Source organism: uncultured Salinicola sp. (assembly GCF_937921195.1).
In the GTDB taxonomy this organism is placed as follows: Bacteria; Pseudomonadota; Gammaproteobacteria; order Pseudomonadales; family Halomonadaceae; genus Salinicola.
The window spans coordinates 31,076-56,929 of sequence record NZ_CALFQK010000168.1; the positions used below are offsets into that span (position 1 = coordinate 31,076).

Annotated in this window: 43 protein-coding genes and 2 tRNA genes; 44 read left to right on the top strand and 1 reads right to left on the bottom strand. The window is 63.2% G+C overall.

What is annotated here, in order from left to right; all coding sequences use genetic code 11:
* Window positions 1-19: 19 nt before the first annotated feature.
* The 34 genes from Q0602_RS19690 to Q0602_RS19855 all read left to right on the top strand — a co-directional run bounded on the left by Q0602_RS19690 (window position 20) and on the right by Q0602_RS19855 (window position 21,703).
* A complete protein-coding gene (locus Q0602_RS19690) occupies window positions 20-724 on the top strand; it encodes a hypothetical protein (protein ID WP_298847137.1) in 705 nt (234 codons plus the stop codon).
* Between the two features lie 138 nt (window positions 725-862).
* Complete coding sequence (locus Q0602_RS19695; RefSeq protein ID WP_298847140.1) at window positions 863-1,078, top strand: hypothetical protein; 216 nt, start codon at window positions 863-865, stop codon at window positions 1,076-1,078.
* A gap of 153 nt (window positions 1,079-1,231) precedes the next feature.
* Window positions 1,232-1,636: a hypothetical protein gene (locus tag Q0602_RS19700; RefSeq protein ID WP_298847143.1), complete on the top strand. Its 405-nt coding sequence runs from the start codon at window positions 1,232-1,234 to the stop codon at window positions 1,634-1,636.
* Window positions 1,637-1,877: 241 nt separating this feature from the next.
* Entirely contained in the window at window positions 1,878-2,108 is a 231-nt protein-coding gene (locus Q0602_RS19705) for a hypothetical protein (RefSeq protein ID WP_298847146.1), read from the top strand.
* On the top strand, window positions 2,105-2,335 hold the full coding sequence (locus Q0602_RS19710) for a hypothetical protein (protein WP_298847149.1): 231 nt from the start codon (window positions 2,105-2,107) through the stop codon (window positions 2,333-2,335). Before Q0602_RS19705 ends, Q0602_RS19710 begins: the two co-directional genes overlap by 4 nt.
* Window positions 2,332-3,321 (top strand): nucleotidyltransferase domain-containing protein, encoded by a 990-nt coding sequence (locus Q0602_RS19715; protein ID WP_298847153.1) that lies wholly within the window; start codon window positions 2,332-2,334, stop codon window positions 3,319-3,321. Before Q0602_RS19710 ends, Q0602_RS19715 begins: the two co-directional genes overlap by 4 nt.
* 13 nt (window positions 3,322-3,334) lie before the next feature.
* Entirely contained in the window at window positions 3,335-3,526 is a 192-nt protein-coding gene (locus Q0602_RS19720) for a hypothetical protein (protein WP_298847156.1), read from the top strand.
* A 122-nt stretch (window positions 3,527-3,648) separates the two neighbouring features.
* A complete protein-coding gene (locus Q0602_RS19725) occupies window positions 3,649-4,602 on the top strand; it encodes a cation diffusion facilitator family transporter (protein ID WP_298847159.1) in 954 nt (317 codons plus the stop codon).
* Window positions 4,603-4,739: 137 nt separating this feature from the next.
* Window positions 4,740-5,042: a hypothetical protein gene (locus tag Q0602_RS19730; RefSeq protein ID WP_298847162.1), complete on the top strand. Its 303-nt coding sequence runs from the start codon at window positions 4,740-4,742 to the stop codon at window positions 5,040-5,042.
* 10 nt (window positions 5,043-5,052) lie between these two features.
* The gene (locus Q0602_RS19735) at window positions 5,053-5,244 is read left to right on the top strand and encodes a hypothetical protein (RefSeq protein ID WP_298847165.1); all 192 of its coding nucleotides are present in this window, start codon (window positions 5,053-5,055) and stop codon (window positions 5,242-5,244) included.
* A 30-nt stretch (window positions 5,245-5,274) separates the two neighbouring features.
* A tRNA-Arg gene (locus Q0602_RS19740) sits at window positions 5,275-5,351 on the top strand.
* Window positions 5,352-5,476: 125 nt separating this feature from the next.
* Window positions 5,477-6,187, top strand: coding sequence for a S8/S53 family peptidase (locus Q0602_RS19745; RefSeq protein ID WP_298847168.1), 711 nt, complete (start codon window positions 5,477-5,479; stop codon window positions 6,185-6,187).
* Window positions 6,188-6,274: 87 nt separating this feature from the next.
* Window positions 6,275-7,606 (top strand): FtsK/SpoIIIE domain-containing protein, encoded by a 1,332-nt coding sequence (locus tag Q0602_RS19750; protein WP_298847171.1) that lies wholly within the window; start codon window positions 6,275-6,277, stop codon window positions 7,604-7,606.
* Window positions 7,607-7,608: 2 nt separating this feature from the next.
* A complete protein-coding gene (locus tag Q0602_RS19755; RefSeq protein WP_298847173.1) occupies window positions 7,609-8,016 on the top strand; it encodes a hypothetical protein in 408 nt (135 codons plus the stop codon).
* Between the two features lie 93 nt (window positions 8,017-8,109).
* Complete coding sequence (locus tag Q0602_RS19760) at window positions 8,110-11,337, top strand: hypothetical protein (RefSeq protein WP_298847176.1); 3,228 nt, start codon at window positions 8,110-8,112, stop codon at window positions 11,335-11,337.
* Window positions 11,338-11,436: 99 nt separating this feature from the next.
* On the top strand, window positions 11,437-12,111 hold the full coding sequence (locus Q0602_RS19765; RefSeq protein ID WP_298847179.1) for a hypothetical protein: 675 nt from the start codon (window positions 11,437-11,439) through the stop codon (window positions 12,109-12,111).
* Entirely contained in the window at window positions 12,108-13,031 is a 924-nt protein-coding gene (locus Q0602_RS19770) for a hypothetical protein (protein ID WP_298847180.1), read from the top strand. Before Q0602_RS19765 ends, Q0602_RS19770 begins: the two co-directional genes overlap by 4 nt.
* A 35-nt stretch (window positions 13,032-13,066) precedes the next feature.
* The gene (locus Q0602_RS19775) at window positions 13,067-13,552 is read left to right on the top strand and encodes a hypothetical protein (RefSeq protein ID WP_298847181.1); all 486 of its coding nucleotides are present in this window, start codon (window positions 13,067-13,069) and stop codon (window positions 13,550-13,552) included.
* Window positions 13,553-13,718: 166 nt separating this feature from the next.
* On the top strand, window positions 13,719-14,039 hold the full coding sequence (locus Q0602_RS19780; protein ID WP_298847182.1) for a hypothetical protein: 321 nt from the start codon (window positions 13,719-13,721) through the stop codon (window positions 14,037-14,039).
* Between the two features lie 13 nt (window positions 14,040-14,052).
* Entirely contained in the window at window positions 14,053-14,220 is a 168-nt protein-coding gene (locus Q0602_RS19785; protein ID WP_298847183.1) for a hypothetical protein, read from the top strand.
* A 329-nt stretch (window positions 14,221-14,549) separates the two neighbouring features.
* A complete protein-coding gene (locus Q0602_RS19790) occupies window positions 14,550-14,975 on the top strand; it encodes a hypothetical protein (RefSeq protein WP_298847184.1) in 426 nt (141 codons plus the stop codon).
* Window positions 14,972-15,400: a hypothetical protein gene (locus tag Q0602_RS19795; RefSeq protein ID WP_298847185.1), complete on the top strand. Its 429-nt coding sequence runs from the start codon at window positions 14,972-14,974 to the stop codon at window positions 15,398-15,400. Before Q0602_RS19790 ends, Q0602_RS19795 begins: the two co-directional genes overlap by 4 nt.
* Before the next feature lie 3 nt (window positions 15,401-15,403).
* A complete protein-coding gene (locus Q0602_RS19800) occupies window positions 15,404-15,799 on the top strand; it encodes a hypothetical protein (RefSeq protein WP_298847186.1) in 396 nt (131 codons plus the stop codon).
* 41 nt (window positions 15,800-15,840) lie between these two features.
* Window positions 15,841-16,185: a hypothetical protein gene (locus tag Q0602_RS19805; RefSeq protein WP_298847187.1), complete on the top strand. Its 345-nt coding sequence runs from the start codon at window positions 15,841-15,843 to the stop codon at window positions 16,183-16,185.
* Between the two features lie 113 nt (window positions 16,186-16,298).
* Window positions 16,299-16,454 carry a hypothetical protein gene (locus Q0602_RS19810; RefSeq protein WP_298847189.1) on the top strand — a complete coding sequence of 52 codons (156 nt, stop codon included), beginning with the start codon at window positions 16,299-16,301 and terminating at the stop codon, window positions 16,452-16,454.
* Between the two features lie 60 nt (window positions 16,455-16,514).
* Window positions 16,515-16,640: a hypothetical protein gene (locus Q0602_RS19815; RefSeq protein WP_298847191.1), complete on the top strand. Its 126-nt coding sequence runs from the start codon at window positions 16,515-16,517 to the stop codon at window positions 16,638-16,640.
* 33 nt (window positions 16,641-16,673) lie between these two features.
* Entirely contained in the window at window positions 16,674-18,398 is a 1,725-nt protein-coding gene (locus tag Q0602_RS19820; RefSeq protein ID WP_298847193.1) for a TPM domain-containing protein, read from the top strand.
* Between the two features lie 74 nt (window positions 18,399-18,472).
* Window positions 18,473-19,141 carry a hypothetical protein gene (locus tag Q0602_RS19825; RefSeq protein ID WP_298847195.1) on the top strand — a complete coding sequence of 223 codons (669 nt, stop codon included), beginning with the start codon at window positions 18,473-18,475 and terminating at the stop codon, window positions 19,139-19,141.
* Between the two features lie 80 nt (window positions 19,142-19,221).
* Window positions 19,222-19,295: transfer RNA gene (locus tag Q0602_RS19830), tRNA-Gln, on the top strand.
* A gap of 23 nt (window positions 19,296-19,318) precedes the next feature.
* Entirely contained in the window at window positions 19,319-19,603 is a 285-nt protein-coding gene (locus Q0602_RS19835) for a hypothetical protein (RefSeq protein WP_298847197.1), read from the top strand.
* Window positions 19,604-19,619: 16 nt separating this feature from the next.
* Window positions 19,620-20,066 (top strand): hypothetical protein, encoded by a 447-nt coding sequence (locus tag Q0602_RS19840; RefSeq protein WP_298847199.1) that lies wholly within the window; start codon window positions 19,620-19,622, stop codon window positions 20,064-20,066.
* A 51-nt stretch (window positions 20,067-20,117) separates the two neighbouring features.
* Window positions 20,118-20,348 carry a hypothetical protein gene (locus tag Q0602_RS19845; protein WP_298847202.1) on the top strand — a complete coding sequence of 77 codons (231 nt, stop codon included), beginning with the start codon at window positions 20,118-20,120 and terminating at the stop codon, window positions 20,346-20,348.
* A gap of 157 nt (window positions 20,349-20,505) precedes the next feature.
* Entirely contained in the window at window positions 20,506-21,051 is a 546-nt protein-coding gene (locus Q0602_RS19850) for an outer membrane beta-barrel protein (RefSeq protein WP_298847205.1), read from the top strand.
* A 346-nt stretch (window positions 21,052-21,397) separates the two neighbouring features.
* Window positions 21,398-21,703, top strand: coding sequence for a hypothetical protein (locus Q0602_RS19855; protein ID WP_298847207.1), 306 nt, complete (start codon window positions 21,398-21,400; stop codon window positions 21,701-21,703).
* Between the two features lie 85 nt (window positions 21,704-21,788).
* Here Q0602_RS19855 and Q0602_RS19860 read toward each other — a convergent pair whose 3' ends face one another.
* Window positions 21,789-22,067 carry an EF-hand domain-containing protein gene (locus Q0602_RS19860; protein WP_298847209.1) on the bottom strand — a complete coding sequence of 93 codons (279 nt, stop codon included), beginning with the start codon at window positions 22,065-22,067 and terminating at the stop codon, window positions 21,789-21,791.
* 129 nt (window positions 22,068-22,196) lie between these two features.
* On the opposite strand from Q0602_RS19860, the gene Q0602_RS19865 reads away from it, so the two are divergent.
* From Q0602_RS19865 to Q0602_RS19910, 10 genes are all read left to right on the top strand, one after another.
* Entirely contained in the window at window positions 22,197-22,469 is a 273-nt protein-coding gene (locus Q0602_RS19865) for a hypothetical protein (RefSeq protein ID WP_298847212.1), read from the top strand.
* A 77-nt stretch (window positions 22,470-22,546) separates the two neighbouring features.
* Window positions 22,547-23,029 carry a hypothetical protein gene (locus tag Q0602_RS19870; protein WP_298847215.1) on the top strand — a complete coding sequence of 161 codons (483 nt, stop codon included), beginning with the start codon at window positions 22,547-22,549 and terminating at the stop codon, window positions 23,027-23,029.
* A 91-nt stretch (window positions 23,030-23,120) separates the two neighbouring features.
* Window positions 23,121-23,693, top strand: a complete 573-nt coding sequence (locus Q0602_RS19875; protein WP_298847218.1) for a hypothetical protein — start codon at window positions 23,121-23,123, stop codon at window positions 23,691-23,693.
* Entirely contained in the window at window positions 23,693-23,902 is a 210-nt protein-coding gene (locus Q0602_RS19880) for a hypothetical protein (protein ID WP_298847219.1), read from the top strand. The genes Q0602_RS19875 and Q0602_RS19880 overlap by 1 nt, the downstream gene beginning before the upstream one ends.
* Complete coding sequence (locus tag Q0602_RS19885) at window positions 23,899-24,660, top strand: hypothetical protein (protein WP_298847222.1); 762 nt, start codon at window positions 23,899-23,901, stop codon at window positions 24,658-24,660. Before Q0602_RS19880 ends, Q0602_RS19885 begins: the two co-directional genes overlap by 4 nt.
* A gap of 33 nt (window positions 24,661-24,693) precedes the next feature.
* On the top strand, window positions 24,694-24,822 hold the full coding sequence (locus tag Q0602_RS19890) for a hypothetical protein (protein WP_298847225.1): 129 nt from the start codon (window positions 24,694-24,696) through the stop codon (window positions 24,820-24,822).
* A 15-nt stretch (window positions 24,823-24,837) separates the two neighbouring features.
* Window positions 24,838-25,011, top strand: a complete 174-nt coding sequence (locus tag Q0602_RS19895; RefSeq protein WP_298847228.1) for a hypothetical protein — start codon at window positions 24,838-24,840, stop codon at window positions 25,009-25,011.
* Between the two features lie 3 nt (window positions 25,012-25,014).
* Complete coding sequence (locus Q0602_RS19900; RefSeq protein WP_298847231.1) at window positions 25,015-25,317, top strand: hypothetical protein; 303 nt, start codon at window positions 25,015-25,017, stop codon at window positions 25,315-25,317.
* A gap of 62 nt (window positions 25,318-25,379) precedes the next feature.
* Window positions 25,380-25,604: a hypothetical protein gene (locus Q0602_RS19905; protein ID WP_298847233.1), complete on the top strand. Its 225-nt coding sequence runs from the start codon at window positions 25,380-25,382 to the stop codon at window positions 25,602-25,604.
* 44 nt (window positions 25,605-25,648) lie between these two features.
* On the top strand, window positions 25,649-25,810 hold the full coding sequence (locus Q0602_RS19910) for a hypothetical protein (protein ID WP_298847235.1): 162 nt from the start codon (window positions 25,649-25,651) through the stop codon (window positions 25,808-25,810).
* Window positions 25,811-25,854: the final 44 nt, after the last annotated feature.

Sequence of the window (25,854 nt, forward strand, 5' to 3'; positions counted from 1 at the left end):
CAGCAAGGAAACTCCCGCAATGATCATGCTCAGCGACCTCCTGCTCGAATCGGATCGCCTGAAGAGGCGCGCCTACCGGGACGACAAGCCCGTGGACGCGAGGCGTCTCGCCATCCTTTCCGGTGCGGAGATCATCACGGTGGATACCGCGATCCGGCATCTCGATAACGGCGAGGGCATAGCGGCCTATGCATCCGAAGTCAGCGACTCCGGTCATCCCGGGGTCATCCTGGTCGACACCGGCACCGCCGCACGCGACGCCATGATCCTGATCGACGCCGATCCCGATTCGGTCGAGGGCCGCGCACTCATCGCGCTCGCACTCGCGCATTCGGCGATGGAGCCGGCGCGCGGTCATACCATCGAAGGCGTCCGCATGGTCGTGTTGACCCTGCCGGACGGGCGCGAGAGGGACGAACAGGGCCAGATCACCTACGACGTCGGTCGTGTCATCAGGCACGACAAGGGATCGGACATCAATTTCCGGCCTATCGCGGAGGCCGCGATCATGCGTCTCGCGATGTCCATGCTGATCAGCGAATCCGATGTCCAGACCACTGCGGAGTGGACGGGCACGGGAACCGAGGACGGAAGGGTCGAGAGGCTCTCCGCCATGCTGGCCAGGCGGTCCGGCATTCCGGGCGACTGGACCGAGACGGCCGTGCGCCGGCACATGGGCCGCGCGCTCAAGCCCAATGGCGCAGACCGCCGCAGCGTGGCCTGAGGAACGCGCAGTGGAAAAATCAGGATGGACCTTGAACCCGAAGGTCCATCCTGCTGTAATCCTTCCGATCGCCGGATGAGCGATCAAGACCACAGGGAACATCATGATAGAGAATGCCAAGACGTGGACGTCTCGCGCATGAGCGAGAGGACACGCAGAACGCTCACCCTCGGCTCCGCCCGAACGGGAAGCACCATCGGAAATACGAGCAACCAGACGCGGACAGAGACCCGCCAGTCCCCACGCTTCCACAGCGATGCGGAGACCATGATACAGAAGGCCTGCGACGGGCTCGATCTCGACCAGGAGACGATGTCGCAGGCGGCTGCCTTCGCAAGAAGGCTAATGAGCTAAGCGAACATGTGAATCCCCGGGAGGGGAGGAAAAGGAAACCCCGCACGCGATGGGCGCGCGGCATCCGACGGGCCACGGCTACGTGTCGTCCGCCATCGGCCCTGCCCGCACGAAGCGTGCGGGGTAATCCTCATCAAGCAACGGAGATACAAGATGGCCAAGTTGATCGGATACCAGCTCGCGGACGAGAACGGTAACAACATCCAGGGCGATGGAACCTGCCCCGTCGACTTCGCCAGCTTCGAGGTCCTGACCCTCGCCGCCGCAGGCGCGGTCATGGCGAAGCTCGCCGAGATGGATCTGGAGGGCAAGTACCTCCTCCAGCCGATCCTCGAAGACGACATCGAGGACTTCTCGATGATCGAGGACTTCGCGGACGAGCCGGTCGACATCAACACCGAATACCTCGTCCTCATGGGATGCGAGGGCGAGGAGGACCAGCCGGTCTACTGCCCCAACGTCCCGGACAAGGATGCGACGGTTACGGCCGCAGAGGATCGCGGCGAGTTCTGCGTCGTGCACCAGCTCTCCATACCGGTCTACACCACGGTCGGATAACGCAACACGAACAGCGCGCCCTTCTTCGGACCCTGCACTGCAGGGCGAGACATGAGGGGCGTTCGCTCGGGCGCATCCCTTCGTCGGACCCTGCACAGCAGGGCGAGACGGGGGATGCGGCTACGGGGGTCACTCGTTCACCGGAGCCTGCAGCCGACCGCAAGCGGAAATGCAGGCCGAGATGGCGGGTGACCCATCCTATCATCGCCACAATGCCCGAGAATGCGGAAAGGGACCAGCCATGGAAGCACCGGTCGACCATCTGCTTCCCGTGAGCGTCATCCTCTCGCGCCTCGAGAAGCATCGCGACGAGATCGAGCGCAGCCGCGAGAAGACACCGAGATGGCGCTTCATCAGGCGGCAGAGGCTCCTCGGAGCCCAGGCGGCCTACGCCTACGAGATCGAACAGCTGCTGGAGACCAGCTCCGGATGGCAGCCGTTCTGGAAAGACATCGGAAAGGACGGAAAATGAGCAAGACGCCCAAGGGTCACTGCACGATCTGCAGCAAGCCCATCAAGCTCGTCCCCTCGGCCGCGGAACGAGCTCGCAAGTTCGGCGGCAAGCCTTCGGACTACACCGCCATCTTCACGCAGCACGTCTCGTGCGCGCTGAAGAAACGAGCCGAGAGCGCGTCGGCCACCATGGCCCGTGCACGCGCCGAGCACGCGGCACGCGAAGCACGCAGGGTCTACGTATGAAGCCGCTCCGAAAGCTCGTCACCACCGTTCACGGTTCGCACCTGTACGGCACGAGCACGCCATCTTCGGACGAGGATTACAAGGGTGTCCATCTTCCCAGCGGCAGGGGCATCCTCCTCCAGCGTCCCGAGAACGTGTTCGACGAATCGATCAAGGCGAAGAACGCGGCCGGCAAGAACACAGGTGACGCCGTGGACCACCAGTCCTACTCGGTGGAGAAGTTCTGCCGCATGCTGGCGCTGGGCGACGGCGTCGCGACCGAGATCCTGTTCGCTCCCGACGACTGCATCGTCGAGGCCGCACCGGAATGGGAGACACTGCGCGCCGAGGCACGCACACTGCTCAATGCGGATTGCAAGGGCTTCGTCGGATACTGCAAGCAGCAGGCCGCGAAATACGGCGTCAAGGGCAGCCGCATGGAAGCGGTCGAGAAGCTCGTCGTCCTTCTGGCCGAAGCCAAGGAGAAGCACGGCCCCAAGACCCGGCTGGAGGTGATCGAGGACGATCTCCGCGCGTTCACCGAGCGCGTCGAGATGGCGAACATGATCGTCCTCTCCTCGGGACATACGCCGGACATGCTCCACATCGAGTGCTGCGACCGCAAGGTCTCGATGCGCAACGACCTGGAGGAGGCCTCCAAGATCTACGGCGCCGTCTGGAAGAACTACGGTGACCGGGCGCGCAAGGCCAAGGATAGCAACGGGGTCGACTGGAAGGCCGTCAGCCACGCGGTGCGCGTCGCGCGTCAGGCGCACGAGCTCATGCTCACGGGCAGCATCACCTTTCCGCGTCCCGATGCCGAGGAACTGCTCGCCATCAAGCTCGGCAAGTTCGCCTATCCGGAGATCCAGCCCCTTCTCGAGGGCCTCGTCGACGAACTCGACCGGATCGACAGCGTGCTACCGCCCAAGCCGGAAGATGAAGAGATCGAGAAGATGATCTCGGAGATCGTCCTCCCCCGCCACCTCTCACAGATCGCAGCCTGACAGGAGAACGGACATGAAGGTCAAGTATCGCGTCGAGACCAAGGTCGTCCTCGATCTCGAGATGGACGAGGACCTGCAGGGCGATCCCGCTGCCATGAAGAAGGCGGCTGAGGACATGCTCGGGGACCGCATGACGGTCCTCGATGCCTACGGCGCCCGCGGCGGGATGATCGAGAGCATCGAGGTGACGGACATCTCCGCCTGAGGCATGCCGCATGCACGCGGCATGTTCCCATCCCATCCTGAAAATGCGACCATACGAACACGGAGCGGGGATCTCTCCATGGGGAGAGTGCTGCACAACATGAATTTCGAAAGGAAAAAGCCATGACAACGGAACGTTCGGCACTGACCCGCTCCGCCGCCATCGCTTCGGTCTGCACCGCCCTCGCGCTTCTCGCGGTCAAGGGATGGGCAGCCTTCGCCAGCGGCTCGACCGCCATGCTCGCCAGTCTGTCGGACACGGGCCTGGACCTCGCCGCTTCGGTGATGGTCTTCATCGCCGTCGCCTACGCTGCCAAGCCGGCCGACGAGGATCACCGATTCGGACACGGCAAGGCAGAGGCCCTCGGTGCCGCCGCGCAGATGGCACTCGTCGGCGCCGCCGCCCTGCTCATCGCCTATTCGGCAATGCTGGAGCTCGCATCACCTACGTCGGGGCATATCGCGACAGGACCGGCGATCATCGCCTCGGGAATCGCCATCGCCCTCACGCTCGCGCTCATCGGATACCAGAGCTTCGTCGTCATGCGAACCGGCTCGATCGCCATCAAGGCGGACGCCATGCACTACAAGAGCGATCTCCTGCTCAACCTGTCGGTCATCGTCGCCATGGGCGCGCAGGCGTTCACCAACGTGACCTGGATCGACCCCCTCTGCGGCTTGGCCATCGCCGCATGGCTCGCCAACGGAGCCTGGCACACCGCGAGCGAGGCCATCGACCATCTCATGGACCGAGAATGGGACGAGGAACGCCGCGAGAAGCTGATCCTGATCGTGGCCCAGCACCACGAGGTTTCCAACCTGCACGATCTGCGCACCCGCACCAGCGGTTCGACGCACTTCGCTCAGTTCCACGTCGACATGCCGGACGACGTGACCGTCGGCGAGGCACACGACATCATTGACAACATCGAGGCGGACCTCGCCAAGGAATTCCCCGATACGGAAGTGATCATCCACATCGACCCCAAGGGGCACGTGGACGAGCCTGAGAACCCCCTGCGCGAGACCAATGAATTCGAGGTCATCGACCTGGCCAGCCGAAGGAAGGCAGCCTGATCATGAAGGATGGAAAAATGAATTCTCGACTAAATGGCTTCAGCCGCACCCCCGCCTGAGCGGCACGTGGACTGAAGCAGAAAGATCCGCGTGCCTTGAGATCTACGGCCGATGAGGCCGCACCAAGGAATACGCACATGCAATACCTCGACAACGACGCCCGCATCGCCGCCACCATCGGCGGCTACCGCAACCCGGTCCTCTTCCGGAACCGCGAGGAACTCGACGAATACCAAGAGAGCCTCAAGGGCCGCAGCTACGCCTGGCAGGGCAACGATAGACCGATCCCGAACCAGAAGCTCTGGGACGAGGATCCCGAACGATTCCCCTGTCTCATGCTAACCGCGGCGGAGATGCACAACCCCGAGGGAGCGGACTGGATCATCAACATGTTCATGTATGATGTCGAGATCCACGAGGAAGAGGAAACGCAATCCTGAAAGGATGATCATGATCGACTTCGACGAGACCGACTTCCACTGCGGAAGTCGCGTGCGGGTCGACCGGAACGATGAGGCCATCGAAGGAACGGTCACCAATATCCGGCGCGACCTCGACGGAGGAGCCATGCTCACCATCAGGACTGACGAGGGACAATACCACGAGGAATCGGCATACGATTGTCAGTCCGTGGAGAGATGAATACCAGATAGGGAGAGGAAAATCTCCCATGCGCTCGTAGCTCAGCTGGATAGAGCATCGGATTCCTAATCCGGGGGCCACAGGTTCGAATCCTGTCGAGCGCACCAGACGCAGAGAAGGGCCGCCCATGACGGGCGGCCCTTTTTTTGCATCCACACCCGCCGGTGGAAAACGACTTTCCGAAAATGCTCCGAGGAGCGATTAGGGCAGATAATCTGCAAGGATGGAAAAAATGAAGAAGATCATCATCGCGATCGCGGCCCTGCTGGCAATGCCGACGCAGATCAGCGCGCAGGAGACCAGGAACACGATCACCGTCGCCGTCCTGGATACGGGCATCACCGAGGTCGGTGCGCTCACGGGCCGCGTCGACGGCAACTACGACCTCTACGATCCTGAGGACCCCCGCGAGGAGATGCGCTCCTCGCACGGAACGATGGTCGCGAACATCATCGCCGAGCGGACCGGACCGAACGTGCGCTTCATCGGCATGCGCGTCGACAAGAACCGCTGCCGCGGCGACATCTGCGAGGTCGACGAACGCGCCATCCGACGCGCGCTGCGCATGGCCATCGACATGGACGTCGATGTGATCCAGGCATCGCTCAGCGGACGGATGCACAGCGAGACGCGTGACCTCTTCATCGAGGCCGCCAACAAGGGTATCGCCGTGGTTCTCGCCGCGGGCAATCAGGGCGGCGTGGCGCTGGGCGGCATGATCCTCAAGGAGGCGGATGCCAACGTCTACATCGTCTCGTCGCTGGACGCGGAAGGTCGCCCTTCGGAATTCAGCGCCCGGATGAACGGCCGTCTGCGCGAACGCATGGTATGGCGCGTCGGCGAGGATGTGCCCACCATCGACCGCGACGGTCAGCCGACTCTCGCTACGGGCACCTCCTTCGCGGCGCCGCAATACGCATCCGAGATCATCGGAAAGCTCTGAACACAACACAGGTGGCGGCCCTTCGGTCGCCACCTGAACCCATGCGTGGGTGCGCATGCGAATGACTGATCGCAAGGGAAAACGACAATGACCAAGATCGCGCAGACCGGAACCTTCCACAAGAGCGTCCCGGCCCTTCTCGCTGACTATCACGACGGCGGCGAGATGGCGAATGCCGACGCGTGGCTCTCGGACACCGCCGAGACCCTCAAGGAGGCTCTCCGCTCCTACCACATGAAGGCCGACATCAAGTCGATCCGGCTGACGCCCAATGCCGCACTCGTGCTCTTCAAGGGCAACGACAACATCTCGGTCGATCGCATCGAGAAGAAGCGCAGCTATCTCTACACCACATGGGGTCTCGACATCCTCGCGGTGCGTCCGGGCAAGGGATACATCGCGGTCATGGTCAAGCGCGACAGCCGCCACGTGACCGAGACGGGTCTGTTGTGGCAGCGCCGTGAGCTCGCGGAAACCGCGCCCTACTACAACACCAGCTTCGTGGTCGGAGAGCGCGAGGACAGCGGTGAACTCCTCTACCTCAACCTCGCCCACCCCTTCGGCGGGCAGCCGGTCTCGGGGCCGCACACCCTCATCGCCGGTGAATCGGGCGGCGGCAAGGGCGTGCTCGCGGCCAATCTGATCATGGACATCTGCGCCACCAACTCCCCGGAGATGGCGCGCATCCACCTGATCGACCCGAAGGCCGGCGTCGACTACCAGTGGCTCGAGAGCCTTCCTCACCTCGAAGGCGGGATCGTCACCGAGATGGACGAGTCCAGTCAGCGATACGTCGACCTTGTCGCCGAGATGGAGCGTCGATACGCCCTGCTCGGCGGGGCGCGCGCCCGCGATCTCGACACGTTCAACGAGCGCGTGCGCAGCGGAGAGATCGACAAGGTCCAGGTGAAGGTGAAGGTCGCCACCGACGGCCCCGTGCAGGAAGTCTCCTTCCAGGAGCACGATGCCCGGGTCATGCCGCGCCTCTACGTCGTCCACGACGAGTTGGCGGACTACATGATCGACGACGACTACCGCAAGGACACCGGAAGCCTGATCGCCAGGCTCGCGGCGAAGGGCCGGGCCTGCGGCATCCACCTGATCCTCGTGACGCAGCGTCCGGACAAGATCACGATCCCCGGCAAGATCAAGGCGAACATCGCCAACAAGATCTGCCTGCGGGTGTCCTCGAAGGTCAATTCCAACCTCGTCATAGACGAGGCCGGCGCAGAGGACCTCATGGGAGCCGGGCACATGCTGGCGATCATCGGCGGAGTTCCCGGGGGAGCCCAGTTCGCACAGTCCAGCTACATGGATCCGTGGGACGCGCAGCTCATGGCGGAGGCCATCTCCGAAGACTGCCCGGTATCAGACGAAGCGGAGGACGGGAACGTCGTTCAGATGCGGGGAGCGGCCTGACCATGGCCAAGATGCCTCCGCGCCGCATCCTCCGCTCGATCGTCATGGACGCGATCAGTGACAGGGAAGCGTTCGACGATCCCTCCATAGAGGAAGAGACCCGGAAGACCATCGAAGCGCACCGATCCCTGCTGCTCCGCCTCGCCGACGACCAGCCCGCCATGGACGGGGACACGAAGGACGCACTGGCGCTCGCCTGCCTCCATGCGCGCATATGGCGCGAAAGCTATGTCGACTCCTGGATCCATACCGGCGAAGGGGACATCATCCTGAAAGCGAGGCAGGACGTGGAGCGTGTCGATCGCACCGAAAAGGCCCTCGGCTTCCGCTACCGCAGTATGGCGGATGTCATTGAATCGCGAGAAAAATATCTGACCCTTGATCAGATCAGGTGCGGTTCTTGCGCGTAACATACCGGATGTGTGGCCTTTTTCCTCTTCTCTCATCCTGAAAATCCTCTATGCTCTGCACAGAGTGATTCTATTCGGACGAGAGTGCTGACCATGAGACGTGCCATTCTGCTTGCGAGTGCGGCCTGCGCCGTGATGACGGCCACGATACCGATGGCCGCGAGTGCCCAGGAGGTCGTCATGCGGCGGCCCCTCATCGTCCCGACCAAGGGCGCGGAGTGGCGGGTCAGTCCCTTCCTCATCTACGACACCAACGGCAACGTGGTCCAGCCGCAGAACGCCTGCGGTCCCTACGAGGAGCGCCGTGACGTCCAGTGCGTCGTGAACGAGCGCCCGGTCGGTGATTCCTACTGCCGCGACGTGGGGCCCAAGCCCGAGGATTCGAAGCAGTCCTTCATCGACACGGGCTGCTCCTACGACTGGTACCAAGGCCAGTGGCAGGATCCGGGTCCCTCCTGTTCGAACGCAGAGGCGCAGCAGCGCACCGTGGAGTGCCGGCGTTCCTACGATGACGTGAAGGTCGCCGACGCCCTCTGTAGCGGGACCAAGCCCACGACGGAACGGACGGTCGTCGATCACTCGACCTGCACCTATTCGTGGAACTCGAGCGATCCCTTCGCCGACCCGGGCCAGAACTGCACAGCCACCGAGGAGTGGACCCGCGACGTGTTCTGCGAACGCGATCTCGACAAGGTCCAGGTCGCCGACGGACAGTGCGATGCCGGCAGCAAGCCGACGACGATCGACGTGCGTGAGGACTATTCCTCGTGTTCGTACAGCTGGGACGCCGAGGAGGACTTCACCGATCCGGGTGACAGCTGCACCGCGAACGAGACGCAGACCCGCGCCGTCTGGTGCCGCCGCGATCTCGACGACAATGTCGAGGCGGACACCAAGTGCGATGCAGCGGAGCGGCCGGCCGCAACCCAGAGTGTCGAGGACTTCTCGGGCTGCGACTACTCCTGGGATCCGCAGACGTGGGGGGCATGGGACTCGCAGTGCTCCTCGACCGCCAACCGCACGCGCACGGTGAACTGCCTGCGCAGCGACGGAACCGTGACGAACGACATGGCAGCTCGCTGCCTCGAGGACGACGGTGCCAAGCCCGACGTCAGCGAGACGAAGCCGGTCTACGATTCGTGCACCTACGACTGGGTGCCAGGCGCCTGGCGGGATCCGGGTGCGTCGTGCTCGGCGAACGAGGCCCAGAGCCGCACCGTCACCTGCCGCAGCAGCGACGGCCGCGACGTCGCCGACAGCTTCTGCACGAAGCCCAAGCTGGCCACCAGCCGCACGGTCGAGGACTATTCGTCCTGCTCCTACGCGTGGGTCCAGGGCGGCTTCCAGGATCCGGGTCCCTCGTGCACCGCGAGCGAGACGCAGAACCAGACGGTCACCTGCCGCCGTTCGGACGGCACGACCGTCGCCAACAGCGAGTGCAACCCCGCGACCAAGCCCCCGACCACGCAGACAGTGGCGGACTACTCGGCGTGCTCCTACAGCTGGGTCGAAGGCGGCTTCGGCGCGTGGAACAGCACCTGCTCGAACAATGCCAGCCGGACCCAGACGGTCACCTGCCGCCGCTCGGACGGCACGACCGTCACCAGCGGCTGCAATGCCGCCACGAAGCCGGCCACGTCCGAGAGCATGGCGATCTACTCGACCTGCAGCTACACGGCAAACTACGGTGCCTGGGGCGCGTGTGATGGCACCAGCCGCAGCCGCACGATGACCACCTGCACCCGTTCGACCGGTGACAACGTCGCGCTAAGCAATTGCACCAGCCGCGGGGATCCGCTCACCGAGACCGAATCCTGCGTGACCTATTCGTGGAAGCAGGAAGGCTGGGGCGCATGGAACAACACCTGTTCCAGCAATGCCTCGCGGCCTGCCAACTACGTCTGCAAGTCGAGTTCGGGCAACACGACCGTCGCCGATGGCAACTGCGCAGGTCCCAAGCCGAGCGGCTCCGAGAGTGGTGCGGTCTATTCGAGCTGCTCCTACAGTGCTGTCAACTGGACGGGCTGGAGCTATGCTTCCGCATGCTCGACCAGCACGTCGCGGACCCGGACCGCCGACTGTCGCCGTTCGGACGGAACGATCGTGTCGGACAGCGAATGCACCGGACGCGGCGTTGCCCTGACGGAGACGCAGAACGGTGTCAGCAACACCGCCGGATGCACCTATGCCGCGGCCAACTGGACGAACCCCGCCAACCCCACCTGCTCGGCGGCCAATACCGAGACGCAGACTGCTGATTGCCGGCGCTCGGACGGCACGATCGTCTCGGACAGCGTCTGCACGGGTCAGGGCATCTCGCTGACGCGCACGGTCTCGAACAATGCCGACTATTCGGGCTGCTCCTACAGTGCGGTCAACTGGACGAACCCCGCGAATCCGACCTGCTCGGGGGCCAACACCGAGACCCAGACCGCCGATTGCCGGCGCTCGGACGGCACGATCGTCTCGGACAGCACCTGCACCAGCAGGGGCGTCTCGCTGACCCGCACGGTCTCGAACGGTGCGGACTACTCGGGCTGTTCCTACCAGTGGATCACCGGCGGCTGGCAGGACCCGGGTTCATCGTGCACGCCGAACGAGACCCAGACGCGCAGCGTCATCTGCCGGCGCACCCAGACGGGCGAGACGGTCAGCGACGGCTACTGCGGTGGCGGCAAGCCTGCGACCACGCAGACCGTCGAGGACTATTCGGGCTGCACGCCCACCGACAATCTCACCGTCAACTGGGGCGGATGGAGCGGATGGAGCTCCAGCTGTTCGACTTCGGCGACGAGGACCCGGTCGGGGACGTGCCTCGCGAGCGGGACACCCGTCGCGTCCTCGGTCTGCACCAGTCGCGGTCTCGCGGTCACCGACAGCGAGAATTCGGCGCAGTATTCGGGTTGCTCCTACACGCCGACCTACGGGGCCTACGGTGCCTGCTCCAACGGCGTGAAGACCGCCTCGATGACCTCGTGCAGGAGGAACGGTGTCAACCAGACCGTCTCCACCTCGTATTGCACAAGCGCCGGACATCCGGCGACGTCGACGCAGGCCTGCACCCAGACGGTCCTCTTCACCGGAACCTGGGGCGACCGGAACGGCTACTCCTGCTACACCGGATGGCAGAACGGCGAGCGGATCAATGCGAACGAGCAGTATTCACCCGTCGAGTCGATGAACCCCGCCTGGGCCAACTGCCGGAACCAGGGCGGCACCTACGTCGAAATGACCCGCTCGGGGCAGTGCCGCTGGGTATCCGATGGATACCGGCAGGACTACGATTCCGGCGGCACCTACCGCTGCATTCGGGAGCAGTGACACCTGCACCTCAGAACACCGGCAAAGGAAGACCCGCTTCGGCGGGTCTTCTCATTTCAGGTGACGATATCGGAAATGTCCTAATCGAAAGGAAAAGACGTGACCAAGCTCATGCTCGCCCCACTGGTGCTCACGCTCGTCACCGATGGCATGGCGAAACCCCTGCTTCGCCTGAAAAGCGGGGCATCGACGATCTCGAAGGCGGAGACCCACTTCGAGGGACGCGATCTCATGCATCTCGAGAACGTCCTCGCACACGCGGTCTTCGACGCATTGCGCGGTATACCCGAGGATCCGGTCCTGCGTGAACTCGAAATGCGAGCCTGGCCGATGATGCAGAGCTCCATCGGAATGCGGAACCGCCATCTACAGGGAATCGGTTGGACCGATGCCGATCTCGTCGTCCTGATCGAGGAGATCGTGGACGAACGGGTCCGGGCGGACGGCATGAGCATGGACGAGGCGAACGCCATGCTGCGCGACCAGGTCACCGAACTCTCCGTCCTCTTCCCCACCCTGGGTCTCTCCTTCGGATACATCGGCAACTGCGATCTCGGCTGCGGTCCGAAATACGACGACAGGTCCTGGAAGGTGTTCACGAAGCTCGCGACCGGCGTTTCCACATGCAGCGATGTGTCATGGGGAGGATATCCGAGCAATCATCTCGGCCGTATGGCCATCGAGGCACGGAAGGATCTCGAGGGATGGTGTCACGCGACGGAATCCCGTCTCGATGCGGGAGAGATCCGCAGTCTCGTGAGGATCGCGGCATGAACCTCACGCTCCACGACATCGTCAGCGCACACGGGGAGCGCATCGCCGATGCCTGCTCCAAGGCACACGAACGGCTCATGAGCATGAGCATAAGCCGCGTCGTCCCCGACGAGCAGGTATTCCTCGATTCCGTGATCAGCGACAAGATCGTCGACATTCCAGTCTACGATATGGACGAAACCACCACAGTGGGAAACATAGCCGGAGAAGTCGCGGCTCGCCTGAGAGAGATCGAAAGCGATCTCATGACCATCCAGGACGGGCGCACCTACGTCGACCACGAATGGGTGAACGTCTCGTGCTGGAAGATCGAGCAATCGCAGCGTGACGAGGAGGATCGGCTCGTCGTCGGCGTGCAGCCCGTCACACTCAGGACGCTCGCCCTTCTGCAGAAAGAACGCGAGGCGCAGGACATCGCCGGTCACATCGTCGAAATGGAGCTCCGACCCAGATGGGCCGAAGCACTGAGGACCCTGGAAGACGAACCACGCACCGCGCAGGAATACATCGATACGATCGTCCCCAACATCACTCAGTCCGAGCTTCCCGACGATTCCACCTTCCATGGCTTCTCCACCAAGGAGCCCGTGAAGGGTCACCCCAGAGACATCACACTCAATTTCGCACCGGGACAGATCATCGCCATCGTGATCATCGTCCTCGACTGGAGCGACGACGAGCAGGAAGCCGAGGTCGCGCATCTCGACGATCACAAGCTGGTCGTCGACAGGGTCTTCCCGGAAACCGCCCTCGCCGCGGCCATCGGACAGCCGCTGGAGACGATCTTCGATCACGAATACGTGCGCGGTCTGGGTCTCGTCATCGACAGCTGGCACGAGGCCGCAGGCCAGACCACGATCAACTTCGCCAAAACGGTGGCGACCCCTCTCCTGCTGAAGGATCCACCCTCCAACTGGTAGACGAGCTGACACCGCCCAACGGAAGGAAAAGAGACATGCCGATCGACGCCGAGAACCATCCGCTCATGGCGGCAGCGGGATACGTCTTCGACAAGGGCCGCGTCAGTGCACCTGGCGCCGAGACGCACATCAGGGACGAAACCCTGATCGAGAAGATCGAAGGGCGCCTCAACAACGTCGAGTACATGGCCCATGCCATGGACATATTCGACATCGCCAGCAGCAATGTCCCGCCGAACCGGCAGGGCGGTCTGCAGTTCGCGCATCTCATGAAGCAGGAGGGCGAGCTCGTCTGGCACGGCTACATCTACGCCGCCCTGCGGCGCTTCCAGCGGCAGAACCGCGTTGATGCCCTGCGCGCGGGTCTCGGCATGTTGTTCGCGGTGGAGAACGGCATCATCGCAGGACGGGATGCGGTCCTGGCGTTGGCGCCGGACTACATCCAGATGCACGATATGCGCGACGACGACGGCGGCAAGGCCCTCGAACGCCGACGCCAGTTGACCGAGACGACCGCATGAGCGGGCGGATGAAGACGGGAGGCGGCCTCGCAGTCCTCATCATCGTCCTGACGCTCATCGCACCGCGCGACAGCGTGGTCGGACACATCCGCGGGTCTGTGTCGGAGGCCATATCCGGACAGGAGGAAGAGCGATGAGAACGAGACCGCACCACGACGAGCGATCGATGAGCTGTCATAGCCGCACCGAGGCGGATACGCTGTGCTCGGCCCTCAACTCCCTCCTCGAGGAAGGAGAGCCCGGTCCCTGCCATACGGACACGAGGCGCGTGGTCACAGGATACGAGGTCCGAGGACACGCCTTCCACGCCCGCCACCGCATGGGAGACGACAGCACCGTTCTGGCATGGGGCATCTGGCCCAAGTGGCGCTATGCGGATCGCGGGGACCTGGAAACCGAATTCGGAGGCCCCTTCATCGCGATCGCAGATGCACGGGACCGTCTGGACAGATCGCTGCATTGGAGAATGACAAGCGAAACAGGATGAAGGAAGGGAAAACATGACGGACGAACGCATTCGCGACAACGATCCGAAGACGATCCAGACCTTCACGATCTTCGACATGACCGGAATGCCGTTCGCGCCTCCGGCCGAAGACGAGATGATCCTCGTCAGCTTCAGCCCGGCGGGCATGGAAGTCACCAGAATGAAGGAAGTCACCGCCTAGAGGGCGGACAAGGCAAGGCTCCCTGAGAGAGGGAAAAGCCGAAGGAATCAACCCGCGCACCGCACGGCGGTCAGCGCAGGACAACAGACGACTGGGCACCCCGGACGTGCCCATTGCGCGAAAGGAGGTGATCCGCGTCTGGGGCAATCACGGTTGTCCCGGGAGGACGTGCCCACCGAGGGGTGGAACACGCCGTCCGACCGAAAGAGGCAGGCCGAGACAGGACCGCGCCCGGGCGCGGTCCTCGGACCCGAACACAGAAATCCAGGAAGGCGACCGGCGCGATGACCGCGGCCGGTCTTCAGCCATGTCGAAGAGGGGAGAAAGCGATGACACAGGACTTCCGCCTGCGCCCGATCGCCGCTTGGAACCTACGGGCCATCATGGCGCACTTCGAGGACGGCAGAGCACGCATCGAACGCGGCCTGGAGCAGGATGTCTACGTCGAGATGCTCGGAAGCATCTCCCTGCGCATCGAATGGCGGAACCGGAGGAAGCCTGCTGACGGACACGTCTTCACGCACAAGGGCATGTGGATCAACGACACGCTCATGACCATCTCCGAGCCGGAAGCCGTGCACATCGGACGCTGGGATGCCGTGGACGCCGGAACGACACTCGACAGGATCGTCCGTTTCGAGGGGGTGCCGGAACTGCCGGCCGTCCCGATCGACGGAGGAAGGTATCGCAACGGCGAGAGCGACTACATCTTCGCCAAGATCGACAACACCAGGCTGAGCGAGATCCTGACATGAAGGCATATGCGATAGCCAGATGGCTGGTGACCCTCCTCGATGAGGAACAGCGGTCCATGGCGCGCGAGAAGATCTCGAAGGACGGCGTCTACAGCGCATTCCACGGCAAGTGGTGGCTGCGCCTCACCAAGAGCCGAGGCGACTATTTCGGGCAGATCGACGCCCTCGGGATAGGGCGTGTCGTCCACATGATGGAAGACATCCTCCACCTCAAGATCCCGTTGGCGACCATGGAAGGTCACCGTCACCTCATCGAGAAGGGCGAACTGCGCCTGCCCATGCTGATCGAAGCGCCGGGCATCCCAGATCTCGCCGCGACCCAGTGCCATTTCAACAGGGTCGCACAGTACCGCCTCGAAAGCTCCTTCGAGCGGATGGAGGAAGATGCGCTGTGGGCCCTGCCACGCAGCCAGAAAGAGGACTGACCCATGGACGCCTTCAGGAAATTCAGGCCACTGGGCCAATGGCTCTGGAACAGGATCCCCACGGACAGGCTCCTGGCGGTGGAAGCCAAGCTCTTCCGCGAGGGTCATCACTTCCGCCTCGGTGAATACGACGCGACCATCGAGGTCCTCGGAGGAGAGCTGCGCGGACGGATCGAACACCGCGAGAATCGCTACCCTCATCTGGCGGAGGACGGTCTCACCATCTCCCTCCCAGAGGCGACGATCCAGAAGCTCTTGGGTCAGGACCGCATCGGTCTTCACGACCTGATGGCATGCGAGGGCCTCCCCGACATCACGATCGACCGGATCGAACGGATGGACGGATACTGCTGGCTCGAATTCGAGAGGACCGGACAGGAAAGACGGAAGGCCGCATAGCGCCGACAGGCAATATCCGGTGACAAGGAAGGAACAAGAGAATGATCGCCGACAATGACCGCATCGCCGCCCTCGTCGCGGAGCAGATCAAGGACCGCTTCGGCCATTCGGTCGATCCCGCACCCTACGACGAGAATCGCACGCGTTCGGGCGAGCAGTTCTTCAGTCTGCCGATCGAGCAGGAACACGGCATCTTCGACATGATCGTCTCCGGGACCCATCTCAAGATACGGGCCGGCGAGGTCGAAGACGACGAGAACGGCAAGCACACGTCAGTGTTCGTCGCGCTCCATTACGAGCATGTCTCGGGCGGAAGGAACGGTTCCAACGTGGGCACCTTCTGGTTCGCCGATAATGGAGAACTGATCAACTTTCGAGCCGGCTGAGCCTCCGAAGATACCGCAGGAAACGGAATGGCCCTTCCCAAGGGGAAACCTATGTGGGATAAAGCGTTCCGTGGATACGACAGAATGAAAACCATGAGACAGGGAGTAGACACATGAGTTCGCAGATGTTCCGTTCATCGCGTCCTGATTCATGGAATCAGCCGCGCCCCTATACCGACGCCTCGCTGCGTCTGCAGAAATACGGCAGGATCCAGCCGATGGACCAGGACCGCCCCGGGCTCCTCGCGCGGATGCTCGGCGCGCGCTGAGGGTCGACAACGCCATCCTGACAATCCATGAGGGCCTCCCATCAAGGAGGCCCTTTCCGCATGAAGCCAAGAACCCGCCAGATGCTCCAGAACATGGCGCATGACATGCCCAGGATGATCTTCCCCCTCGCGATGATCATCACGGCATTCGGCATCTGCATCTGGTATGCCTTCTTCCTCGACTGATACGCCGAGGAACGCCTCCAAGGAAGACTCACGATGATACGCATGCTCCTCACGCTCGCATTCGCGGGCGCGCTCACGGCCACCCCGGCAAGAGCGGCGATCGAAGACCACTTCCTTCCCCTTCAGGGCGAGCCGGTTCTCGATACCGCGGACGTGATCCCGCAGGAGCAGGAAGAGGCCCTCAATGCGGAGCTCAGGGCCTTCTCCGAAGAGAACGGGCGGCAGATGGCGATCGTCACCGTCCCCAGCCTCCATGGCTACGACATCGAGACCTTCACGAACCGCTATGCCCGGTTCCTCGGAATAGGATCGGCAGAACTCGATGACGGTCTCGTATACCTCATCGCTCCGAATGACAGGAAGCACCGGATCGAAGTGGGCTACGGCCTCGAATGGTCCATGACCGACATACAGTCGGGACGCACCCTCGACATCGCCAAGCCATACTTCCGCGAAGGGGACTACGCCACAGGGATCATGGCCGTCACCCAGGCGATCCTGCCCCAGATCACCCCGGAGGCGCAGCAGCGGGCCGCGGACGAGGCGGCACGGCAGTCCAAGCGCTCCCTCGAGAGGAAATACGCGTTCTGGAACTTCCTGAGCTGGGTCGGCATCGGCATCTCCGGGATCATCACCGTCCTCATCGGATGGTTCCTCGCCACGATCCCAAGACGGCGGAAGGCCCGTCGCCTCGCCGCATGGCACGACCTCCTGCGAAAAGCAGGCAGCAATCCCAACACCATCCTCGCGGCACTGCGCATGAGCGGAACCGAGCGACGACTGGAATACGGCGACAACTTCGATCAGGAACTGCTCCGACGGCGCTTCATCGAGGCGGACGGGAAGAACATCCTCCTCATCTCCGACCCCACGTCGGAGGAACGGAAGACCGCGATCGAGAACAACCCGCAGGTCATACTCAAGCTGAAGAACGTCACGAGCGAAGAGATCCGACTGGCGATCTCCGCCGATCCGGACATCATCGCAGATCTGAGACCCGTCGACACCGACCATCTCAACATGGCCATCCGATTGCAGGGCAGCGCCATCAGGCACATCGACAATCCTACCGAAGAGCAGATAGCCATCGCCATCGCCGACGATCCGCGGTCCGTCACGATGGTGCGGCCGCGAGCGTCAGTGACGAAGGAGCACAAGATCAGCGCCCTCTCCCGCGATGGCATGATCCTCGGAGGTATCATGGATGTCGACGAGGAGATGCGGATGACGGCATTGCGCCAGAATCCCCTGGCCATCCAGTACATCGCCTCGCCCTCTCCGGAAGAGGTCGCATTGGTCATCGCCCGCGATCCGGAGATGCTCCGCTACGTCGCGGACCACGTCACCGAAGAGCAGAAGCGCCGGGCAGTTCACGAGAGGGCTGCGGTTATCGCCCACCTCTCGCGTCCCTCCGACGAGCTGCAGGCCTATGCGGTCGCGATGGACCCTCAGCTGGCCAAGGTCATATCGGCACCGAATCGCGAGACCATGGCGATCCGTCAACGCCTCGAGGACGAGGAACGTCGTCAGCGCGAGGAAAGGGCGGAACGCGAGCGCCAGGAACGCGATCGTCGCGAACGCGAACGCAAGAAGGCCCGGGAAGAGGAAGAAGAACGTCGCAGAAGGACGAGTTCCAGCGATTTCGGAGCCGGTATCGGATACGGCTCTTCCTCCTACGGCGGAAGCAGCTCCTCCAGCAGCAGCTTCTCGGGTGGCGGAGGCGATTTCGGTGGGGGCGGTGCCAGCGGAGACTGGTGATCCCGGAGCGGAAAACCCTTCGGGAGAAGGGCGGACCGAACGGATCGTCGTAGAATTCTAGGAGATGGAAAATGATGAATCTTGGACTGGACGAGCCGAAGGCCGTCGACGGATCGAGCTTCGCCGACACTCTCCGCGCCATCCTGGCCCGGGCGAAGACCGACGAGGGACTCGTGGTCACGGGTATCGGATCGCGCGAGACGCCTGACGATGTTCTGAAGCTCATGACGCGCATCGGACGCCGCATCGAGGAACTCGGCGGCATCCTGCGTTCGGGCGGCGCCGGCGGCGCGGACCTCGCCTTCGAGGCCGGATGGCGCAATGCGTCGGCATGCGAGATCTTCCACCCCTGGCACGGCTTCAAGCCGAAGATCGGCTCGAAGGAGATCGACGTGACCCGCGCTCTGGGGCGCAAGCGGCCTATGCAGGGCGTAGGCTCGCCGATCGTCATCTCGGGCGAGATCCTGGAGCGGGCGGAGGAGATCGCCTCGGCTACGCATCCCGCATGGGAGAAGTGCAGTCAGGGTGCTCGCAAGCTCCACACGCGCAACATCCCGCAGATCATGGGCGCGAGCCTGAACCGGGTCACGGACCTCGTCATCTGCTGGACGGTCGACGGCCGGGCCAGCGGCGGCACAGGACAGGCCATGCGCCTGGCCCAGCGCAAGGGCGCGCAGATCGTAAACCTGAAGCGCGCCGAAGACCGCCAAGCCATCCTCGAGGCGCTGGGGCTCGAGGACTGACCACGACATGACGGGAGCGGGATGACCCGCTCCCGCACCGCCTTCCCAAAGCCCCGCGACGACAGCGCCGAACACCATGTTCGCCCGTCGTCTAGCGGAAGGACCCGGTACTTTGACTACCGTAACGCTGGTTCGAATCCAGCCGGGCGATCCACCATCCAAATCGGAAGCAACGACATGCAGAACCCCGTCCTCGCCGACATCCAGCGCCACCCCGTGCTGACGACCCTCGGAGTCTGTGCGATCGCAGGCTTCTTCGTCGTGCACATGCGCTCCGGCCACATCGTCCAGGATCTTCTCTCGATCATGGTGGACTTCATCTGCTTCTCCGGATTCCTCTACTACGCCGGCGTGAGACGCGACAGGACCACGATGCACCGGAGCTGCCTGATCCTCGCCGCTCTCTTCCTCGTCCTCGTGACGGTCAAGACGCTCGCATTCTTCGCCCCCTTCATCCGCTAGAACGCAAGGAAGACGCATGATCCACAACAAGCTCCGCCGCCTGGAGAAGGACCACGACCTGGGTCACTGGGCCGTGGCGAAGAACGCGATGGTCGATGACGAGGTCCTCGCACAGATCATGAGCGCGGCTCCGGACTGCGACCAGGAACGCATCTCGATGAGCATCGACAGCGCCCTCGCCATGGCGATCGCTCTCAAGGAAGTGGTCACCGGCCAACGGCAGAAGACGCAGAACATCGTCGTGCGCCTCGGGACCGCAGAGATAAGCCCCGTCGACGGCATGATCCACGTGACCATGTTCGGGGGAGCCTGCGCCATCGGTGACAGCTCGGTGACCGCGGTCATGGCCGACTACGACGCGATCGAGTTCGCCGAATCACTGAGCGGACAGGCCTTCGACATGCTCGTGCGCCAGCGCATCGAGCGCAAGTCGCGTTTCGAGGGGACCGTGCGCCCCGCCTGAACCGCATGCGCGGTTCCCACCCATTCCATCATCCATCATAAGGATCGCTCCATGTCCGATAGAATCGTGACCCTCTCGTTCGAAAATCGCGACGCCGCTGATTTCTCGGCCTCGCTCGGACAGGAGTCCGGCAGCAGCACCCAGATGCGCGTGGAGGCCAAGTCGGCCCATCTCGTGGCCAAGTGGTACGGAGGATACCACGGAGGCGACGACTACGACGTGATGATCGACGGCGAGATCGTCGAGCACGACCTGAACGGCGAGATCGCCCCGCTCAGTTGAGCGAGCGACGCCGGTTCATACCGATCAACCCAGCAGGGGAAACACCATGAAGTAAGATCGACCAGCCGACCCTGGACGGGAGGCGGCTCCTCGAGCCCATCGAGAACCACACCCTTATCGGACCCGCATGTCGCGGGTCGTCACGGAGAATACCAATATGATCAAGAACATCTTCGCTCTCGCCGCAGTCGCCCTGGCCATGGTCGCCACCCCGGCAATGGCGCAGACCGCCGCATTCGACGGTGCACGCGTGGGCGTGCTCGCCGGCACCACCGGTGACGATCACCCCTTCGATGATGCCGAATTCACCTATGGCGGCGTCATCGGCTACGACTTCGCCGTCTCGGACGCGTTCCTCCTGGGCGTCGAAGCCGACATCGCCAGCGTCTCGATCGACACCGGCGGCTACGATGTCGACAACCGTCAGCTGAGCGCGGCGGTTCGCGGAACCTTCCCGGTCTCGCCGGCGGCGGCCGTGTTCGTCTCGGGAGGTTACACGAACCTCGACTTCAGCGAAGACAACGTCAGCGTCGACTTTGACGGCTTCCGCCTGGGCGGCGGCGCCGAATTCAACATCTCGAGCCGCGCCTACGCCAGCGTCGAATACCGCTATTCGCAGTACGACCTCGGCAATGTCGGCGGCTTCGACCTCGGCAGCGAAGGCGTGAACAGCGCCCTCGTCGGCCTGGGTCTGCGCTTCTGACGCGATAGCGTCGGGAACGACGACAAAAGGAGGGACGGCCGCCAGGCCGTCCCTCTTCTTCGTCCTTCTGAGATACGGATAAACGCCTTCGAGGTCCGATACGGCAAGACCGTGCCGATCCTCGATGGCGCGACATCTCCATAAGAAACGATGCGCGAGCGATCGCAGTGACCCAGAGGGTCGGGGGAAAAGACCTCCGGTCAGAAGGGTCAAGTGCTTCCTCTCAAGAGAGGGGAAAACGGTTTCCGCCACCTGCTCGGGGCGGTGGATACCGCATCATCGAACCGGGCATTCGCCTCGCCCAGCCAACCATGCTGGGACAGGACAAAGTAGAGGAAATACCAACATGAGCAATCGCGCCTACAACCTGAAGATCAAGCAGACCACGACCGCCGAGCGTTCGGAGAACGTCAAGGGCACGCCGAAGATCAAGTTCCGCGGCGAACTGATGCTTCGCGGCCAGCTGCGCACCCGCACCGTGGTCGCCCAGGGCAAGGCCGCCGAGCTGATCTCGGGCATGCTGCGCAAGGGCAACAACCTCGAGCTGCGCTGCCTCTTCGAGAACGCGCCCGGCACCGAGGAAGGCAAGCGCGGCGGTGAGTTCCTCTCCGTCGTCGGCCTCCCGCAGCCGAAGGAACAGAAGGCCGCCTAAGCGCCTCTGCATCCACTGGAAAAGAGAAGGGCCACCCCATCCGGGGTGGCCCTTTTTTTACATCCACATCCGCCACCCGAAGGGACTACGGCTGGCGCGCCTTCCTGCGCCCCATGCGCGCATCGTGACGTTCGGACATCCTCTGGCGCACCTTGGCATGGGCCGCCTTGAACTCGGCCCTGGAGATCACGCCGTCCTTGTTCGTGTCCATGCGCTCGAAAACGTAGTCCGGATCCTGCATGGCACGCCGCATCTCCGCTCCGTGCCTCTTCTCCTGGACAGTCCTCGTCCCGGCCTCCTGTGCCATGGAGGACGAAGGAACGATCAATGCCCCCGCCACCACTGCCAACATCGATGCTCTCATCCTGATACTCCTGTGTCAGATACGACCGTCCCATCCATGTCCATGCACCGGAACGACAATAAAAGCACGACATAAAGAATGCGGACATGGTACAATGTCATCCTGCAAATGCATGATGGAGGAAAAATCATGAAGCAGAACGCGATGAAGACGCTCGAGCAGATGGCGACGGTGGGCGTTGAGGCCCAGTGCCAGCCGGGCACGGACACCATCCCGGACTTCGTCCGCGCCTCGGACAACACCGCGGACCCGGTCGGCCGATACAAGGGCGAGTGGGGCTTCTGGTGCGAGTGCTGGATGGACTGGAACGGCGGATTCGCCGACGAAGCCTCCGCGCGCCAGGGTCTTGCGACCTATGTGAACGAGGTCCTGCACGCTCCGCGCGAACTGCAGGGCAGCTGATGACGGAGAGCGCGGGGTGATCCGCGCTCCTTCCCCTCCGATGGATCGATCGAAGAATACAGGCGAAAGGAAAAGCCATGCGACTCTACAGAGCAAGACCGACCAGCCAGCGGCCGCGTCGACACCCTCCCTACCTCGGCAAGGGTCCCGAGCACCGCGTTCGCGGACGCTGGTACACCAGTGAACTCGAGGACGCCAAGCGCCACGGGCAGGACAATCTCTCGGCCGAGGACTGGGAGATCGTCGTCATCGAGGTGACCGACGAGTTCGCCGACCACTTCCGCGTCGCGACCACTCCCCGGACGAAGTGCGGCCTCACGCCCATCGACTTCGCGATCGATCCCGAGACGGAATACGTCATCCCGACCTGGGTCGCCATGGATGCGCAGGTCATCGGCGCGAACGGCAAGATCCGCCAGCGCGACTACCTCTTCCATCCGTATAGCGGGACGCCTCTCCCCTTCGCGAAGAAGGACGAGATCAGTCCGAAGAGCGACATCGTGCGTGAATACGCGGAGAAGAACGACATCCCGGTGATCGACGTCAAGATCGCCGCCTGATCGGGCGCGCCGGCCTTCCTCCATCGGTCGGCGCCCTCCATACACTCCGCATCGCGGTAAACAGCAGACAATCAGTCCGAAGGAAAAAGCCATGTCGACTCCGCTTCCGGAGGCGCGACCCGGCGTCCTCGCGGTGGGCGGCTTCGCGCAGGCCAACCGCCAGAAGAGACGCTGGGACGCCGTCCTCACCTGCGAGGATCCGCGCGAACGCCAGCGCCTGCGCCTCGAAGACCGCCCACAGCTCGTGCTCGCCTTCGAGGACTGTGATGACGAGAGCCTCGGCTATGCCGTGGCCACATCGGACCAGTTGCAGGCCGGCCTGGCCTTCCTGCGCGAGAACCGCGAAGGCTCGCTGCTCGTGCACTGCATGCACGGCGTGGGCCGTTCCGCCGCACTCGCCCTGATGGACCTCGCCGATAGGCTGGGGCCCGGACACGAGGACGAAGCGGTGACCTCCCTGCTCGCGCTACGGCCCGAAGCGACGCCCAACCTGGTGGCCGTACGGCTGGCCGACGACCTGCTCGACCGCGCGGGAGAACTCCTCGGCGCACTGCAGAGGAGCGAGGCAGCCAACCCCGAGAAGCTGAGAGCCCGACGCAGACGTCACCAGTTCGCCGTGGACAATCCCGGACTCTACGCAAGAGCCGATCAAGGAGCATCATGATGGCAGAACCCATTCTCGCCGACCCGCTGACGGCCCGGATCGTCCAGCAGCTCTCGAACGCGCATCTGCGGACGCTGAAACGCAAGACGGACAGGATCCGTGATTTCCGCCGCGTGATTTCCGCCGCAGGAAGCCATACGGTGCCCCTCCTCAGAACAGCATCCCGATCACCCGCGGCGTCCACGGCATTCCGCAGGTCCGGGACATGATGATGGAATGGAAGTGCGATTCCGACGGCTCGAACATGAGGATGCGGGCACGGGTCTGCTTCGGCAAGGACAAGGTCGCGCTCAAGGTCTTCGGCCAGCAGTGCGAGGTCATCGCAGACGTCCCGGATACGCATCTCACCGGCATGCGTCGGAAGCCCATGTCGGCACTCGTCGAATGCGACCTGCTGGAGGGATACGAGATCTACAAGGTGGTCGGACGCACGGGCTACCTGAAGGTCCCCGAGCACACCACCGATCTGGGAGATCTCATCGACGGCGTGCCGGCCAACGACGACATGACACGCGCCGATTTCCTCCGATGGCTTCTCGGCAGGGGCGTCACCCGGGTGGATCGCAGCGCCTTCAAAATGCTGGCACGGACCAAGGAATACGACACGCTCCGGCGGAGGATCGAAGCCATCGAGAGCGATAACGCGCCCGGTGGTAACGCACCTCGCTGCGTCGCGACCGACCTCATGACGGTCATCGCCAAGGACGCCAAGCTCTACTTCAAGATCGTGGGCGAAGGTGACGAGCGCGAGCTCACGATCGACTACAGCAGCCCGGACCTCTCCTATGCGGGGAACGTCCTGACCTGGTGCGGGAGCGCGAGACGCGACTGGCACCGGATCGAGGGCTTCGTCTTCAGCCATATCCACAGGCGGCCCAGACACACGCAGTTCCGCAACCGGATGCGCCCCATCAACGTCGAGGAAGCGCTCTCGAAGATCGACACCGACAGAGAGATACTCCTCTAGGGAAGGAAAACCACGATGATCAGGAAACCATCCGTGATGACCGTCATCATCACCGTGCTCGGCATCGCCTTGGCGGTAGCCGGGGACCGGGCAATGCGTATGGACGCCGACGGTCTGTGCTCGAACGACGAGACCGCCTATGACGGCTGTCAGGACCGCTGAGAGAAGGAAAGAGCAATGGGAATCTTCAGATCGGGCAACAGCTTCGGTGCAGGCGTCCTAACGGGTGACGGGCTCGGCAACCGACGGCGCGGCAAGAAGTCCAGCGAGGAGCGTCCGGTGACGGGTGATCTCGACGGCTCCTTCAGGCAGGGCCACGACCATTCCAAGCGCTCCTTCCAGCCGGACTGAGCGATGGAAGAGCACGAAATCGAGCCGGGACGCACCTATGATCCGGCACTCTGGCACTTCTCCGTCCTCAGGACGGACGGAAAATGGTTGACCCGGCCGATCCCGACGGAAGGAACGCTCGTCGGCAACCGGCCCGACTGGTCGGCAGTCATCGCAGAGGGATGGCGCTTCGAGACCTTCGACGAGGCCGACGAGGCGGCGCGCTTCCACGGCTCCGAAAGAGGACGCTACCGCGTAATCGCATCACCGCGCAAGCCGGGAGACTGGCTCAAGCAGGAAGGCGACTGGGCCCCCAAGGCGGCTTGAACACCAGAAACGATCATCGAGACCGCCCTTCATCGGCGCACACACCTCATCAGGAGAGCAGCATGAGCAACCCGCACGCCAAGAGACTGTTCGGGCGCATCGAGACGCGCGCGACGCTTCCCGATGGACGGATCGTCACTTCCTCCGTCAGCTATCCCCGAGGCGCGGGATACGACGTCTATCGCAAGAAGGACGAGGATCTCGTCCGGGCGTTCGGAAACGACGGATCCAAGACCATCGGCACCTTCTTCGAGGATACCGGGACCCTGGAGACTCCGATGCGCTGAAAGACCCTGAGATCGCAGATATGCAGATTGAAGGAGAATGGAAAATGGATATGGCGACAATCGTCGGCGCACTGATCAGCGGATTCGCGACACGGATATACGGTGCGGGCGTGGCCGTATGGGTCGCGATCGAGGCGAGCACCCCGATCAAGAACGCCATGGGCACCGTGGACGCGACGCTGACCGCGGTGAACACTCTCAACTGACCACCATGATGCAGGTGTAGAATACGAATTCAATCTCCGAAAGG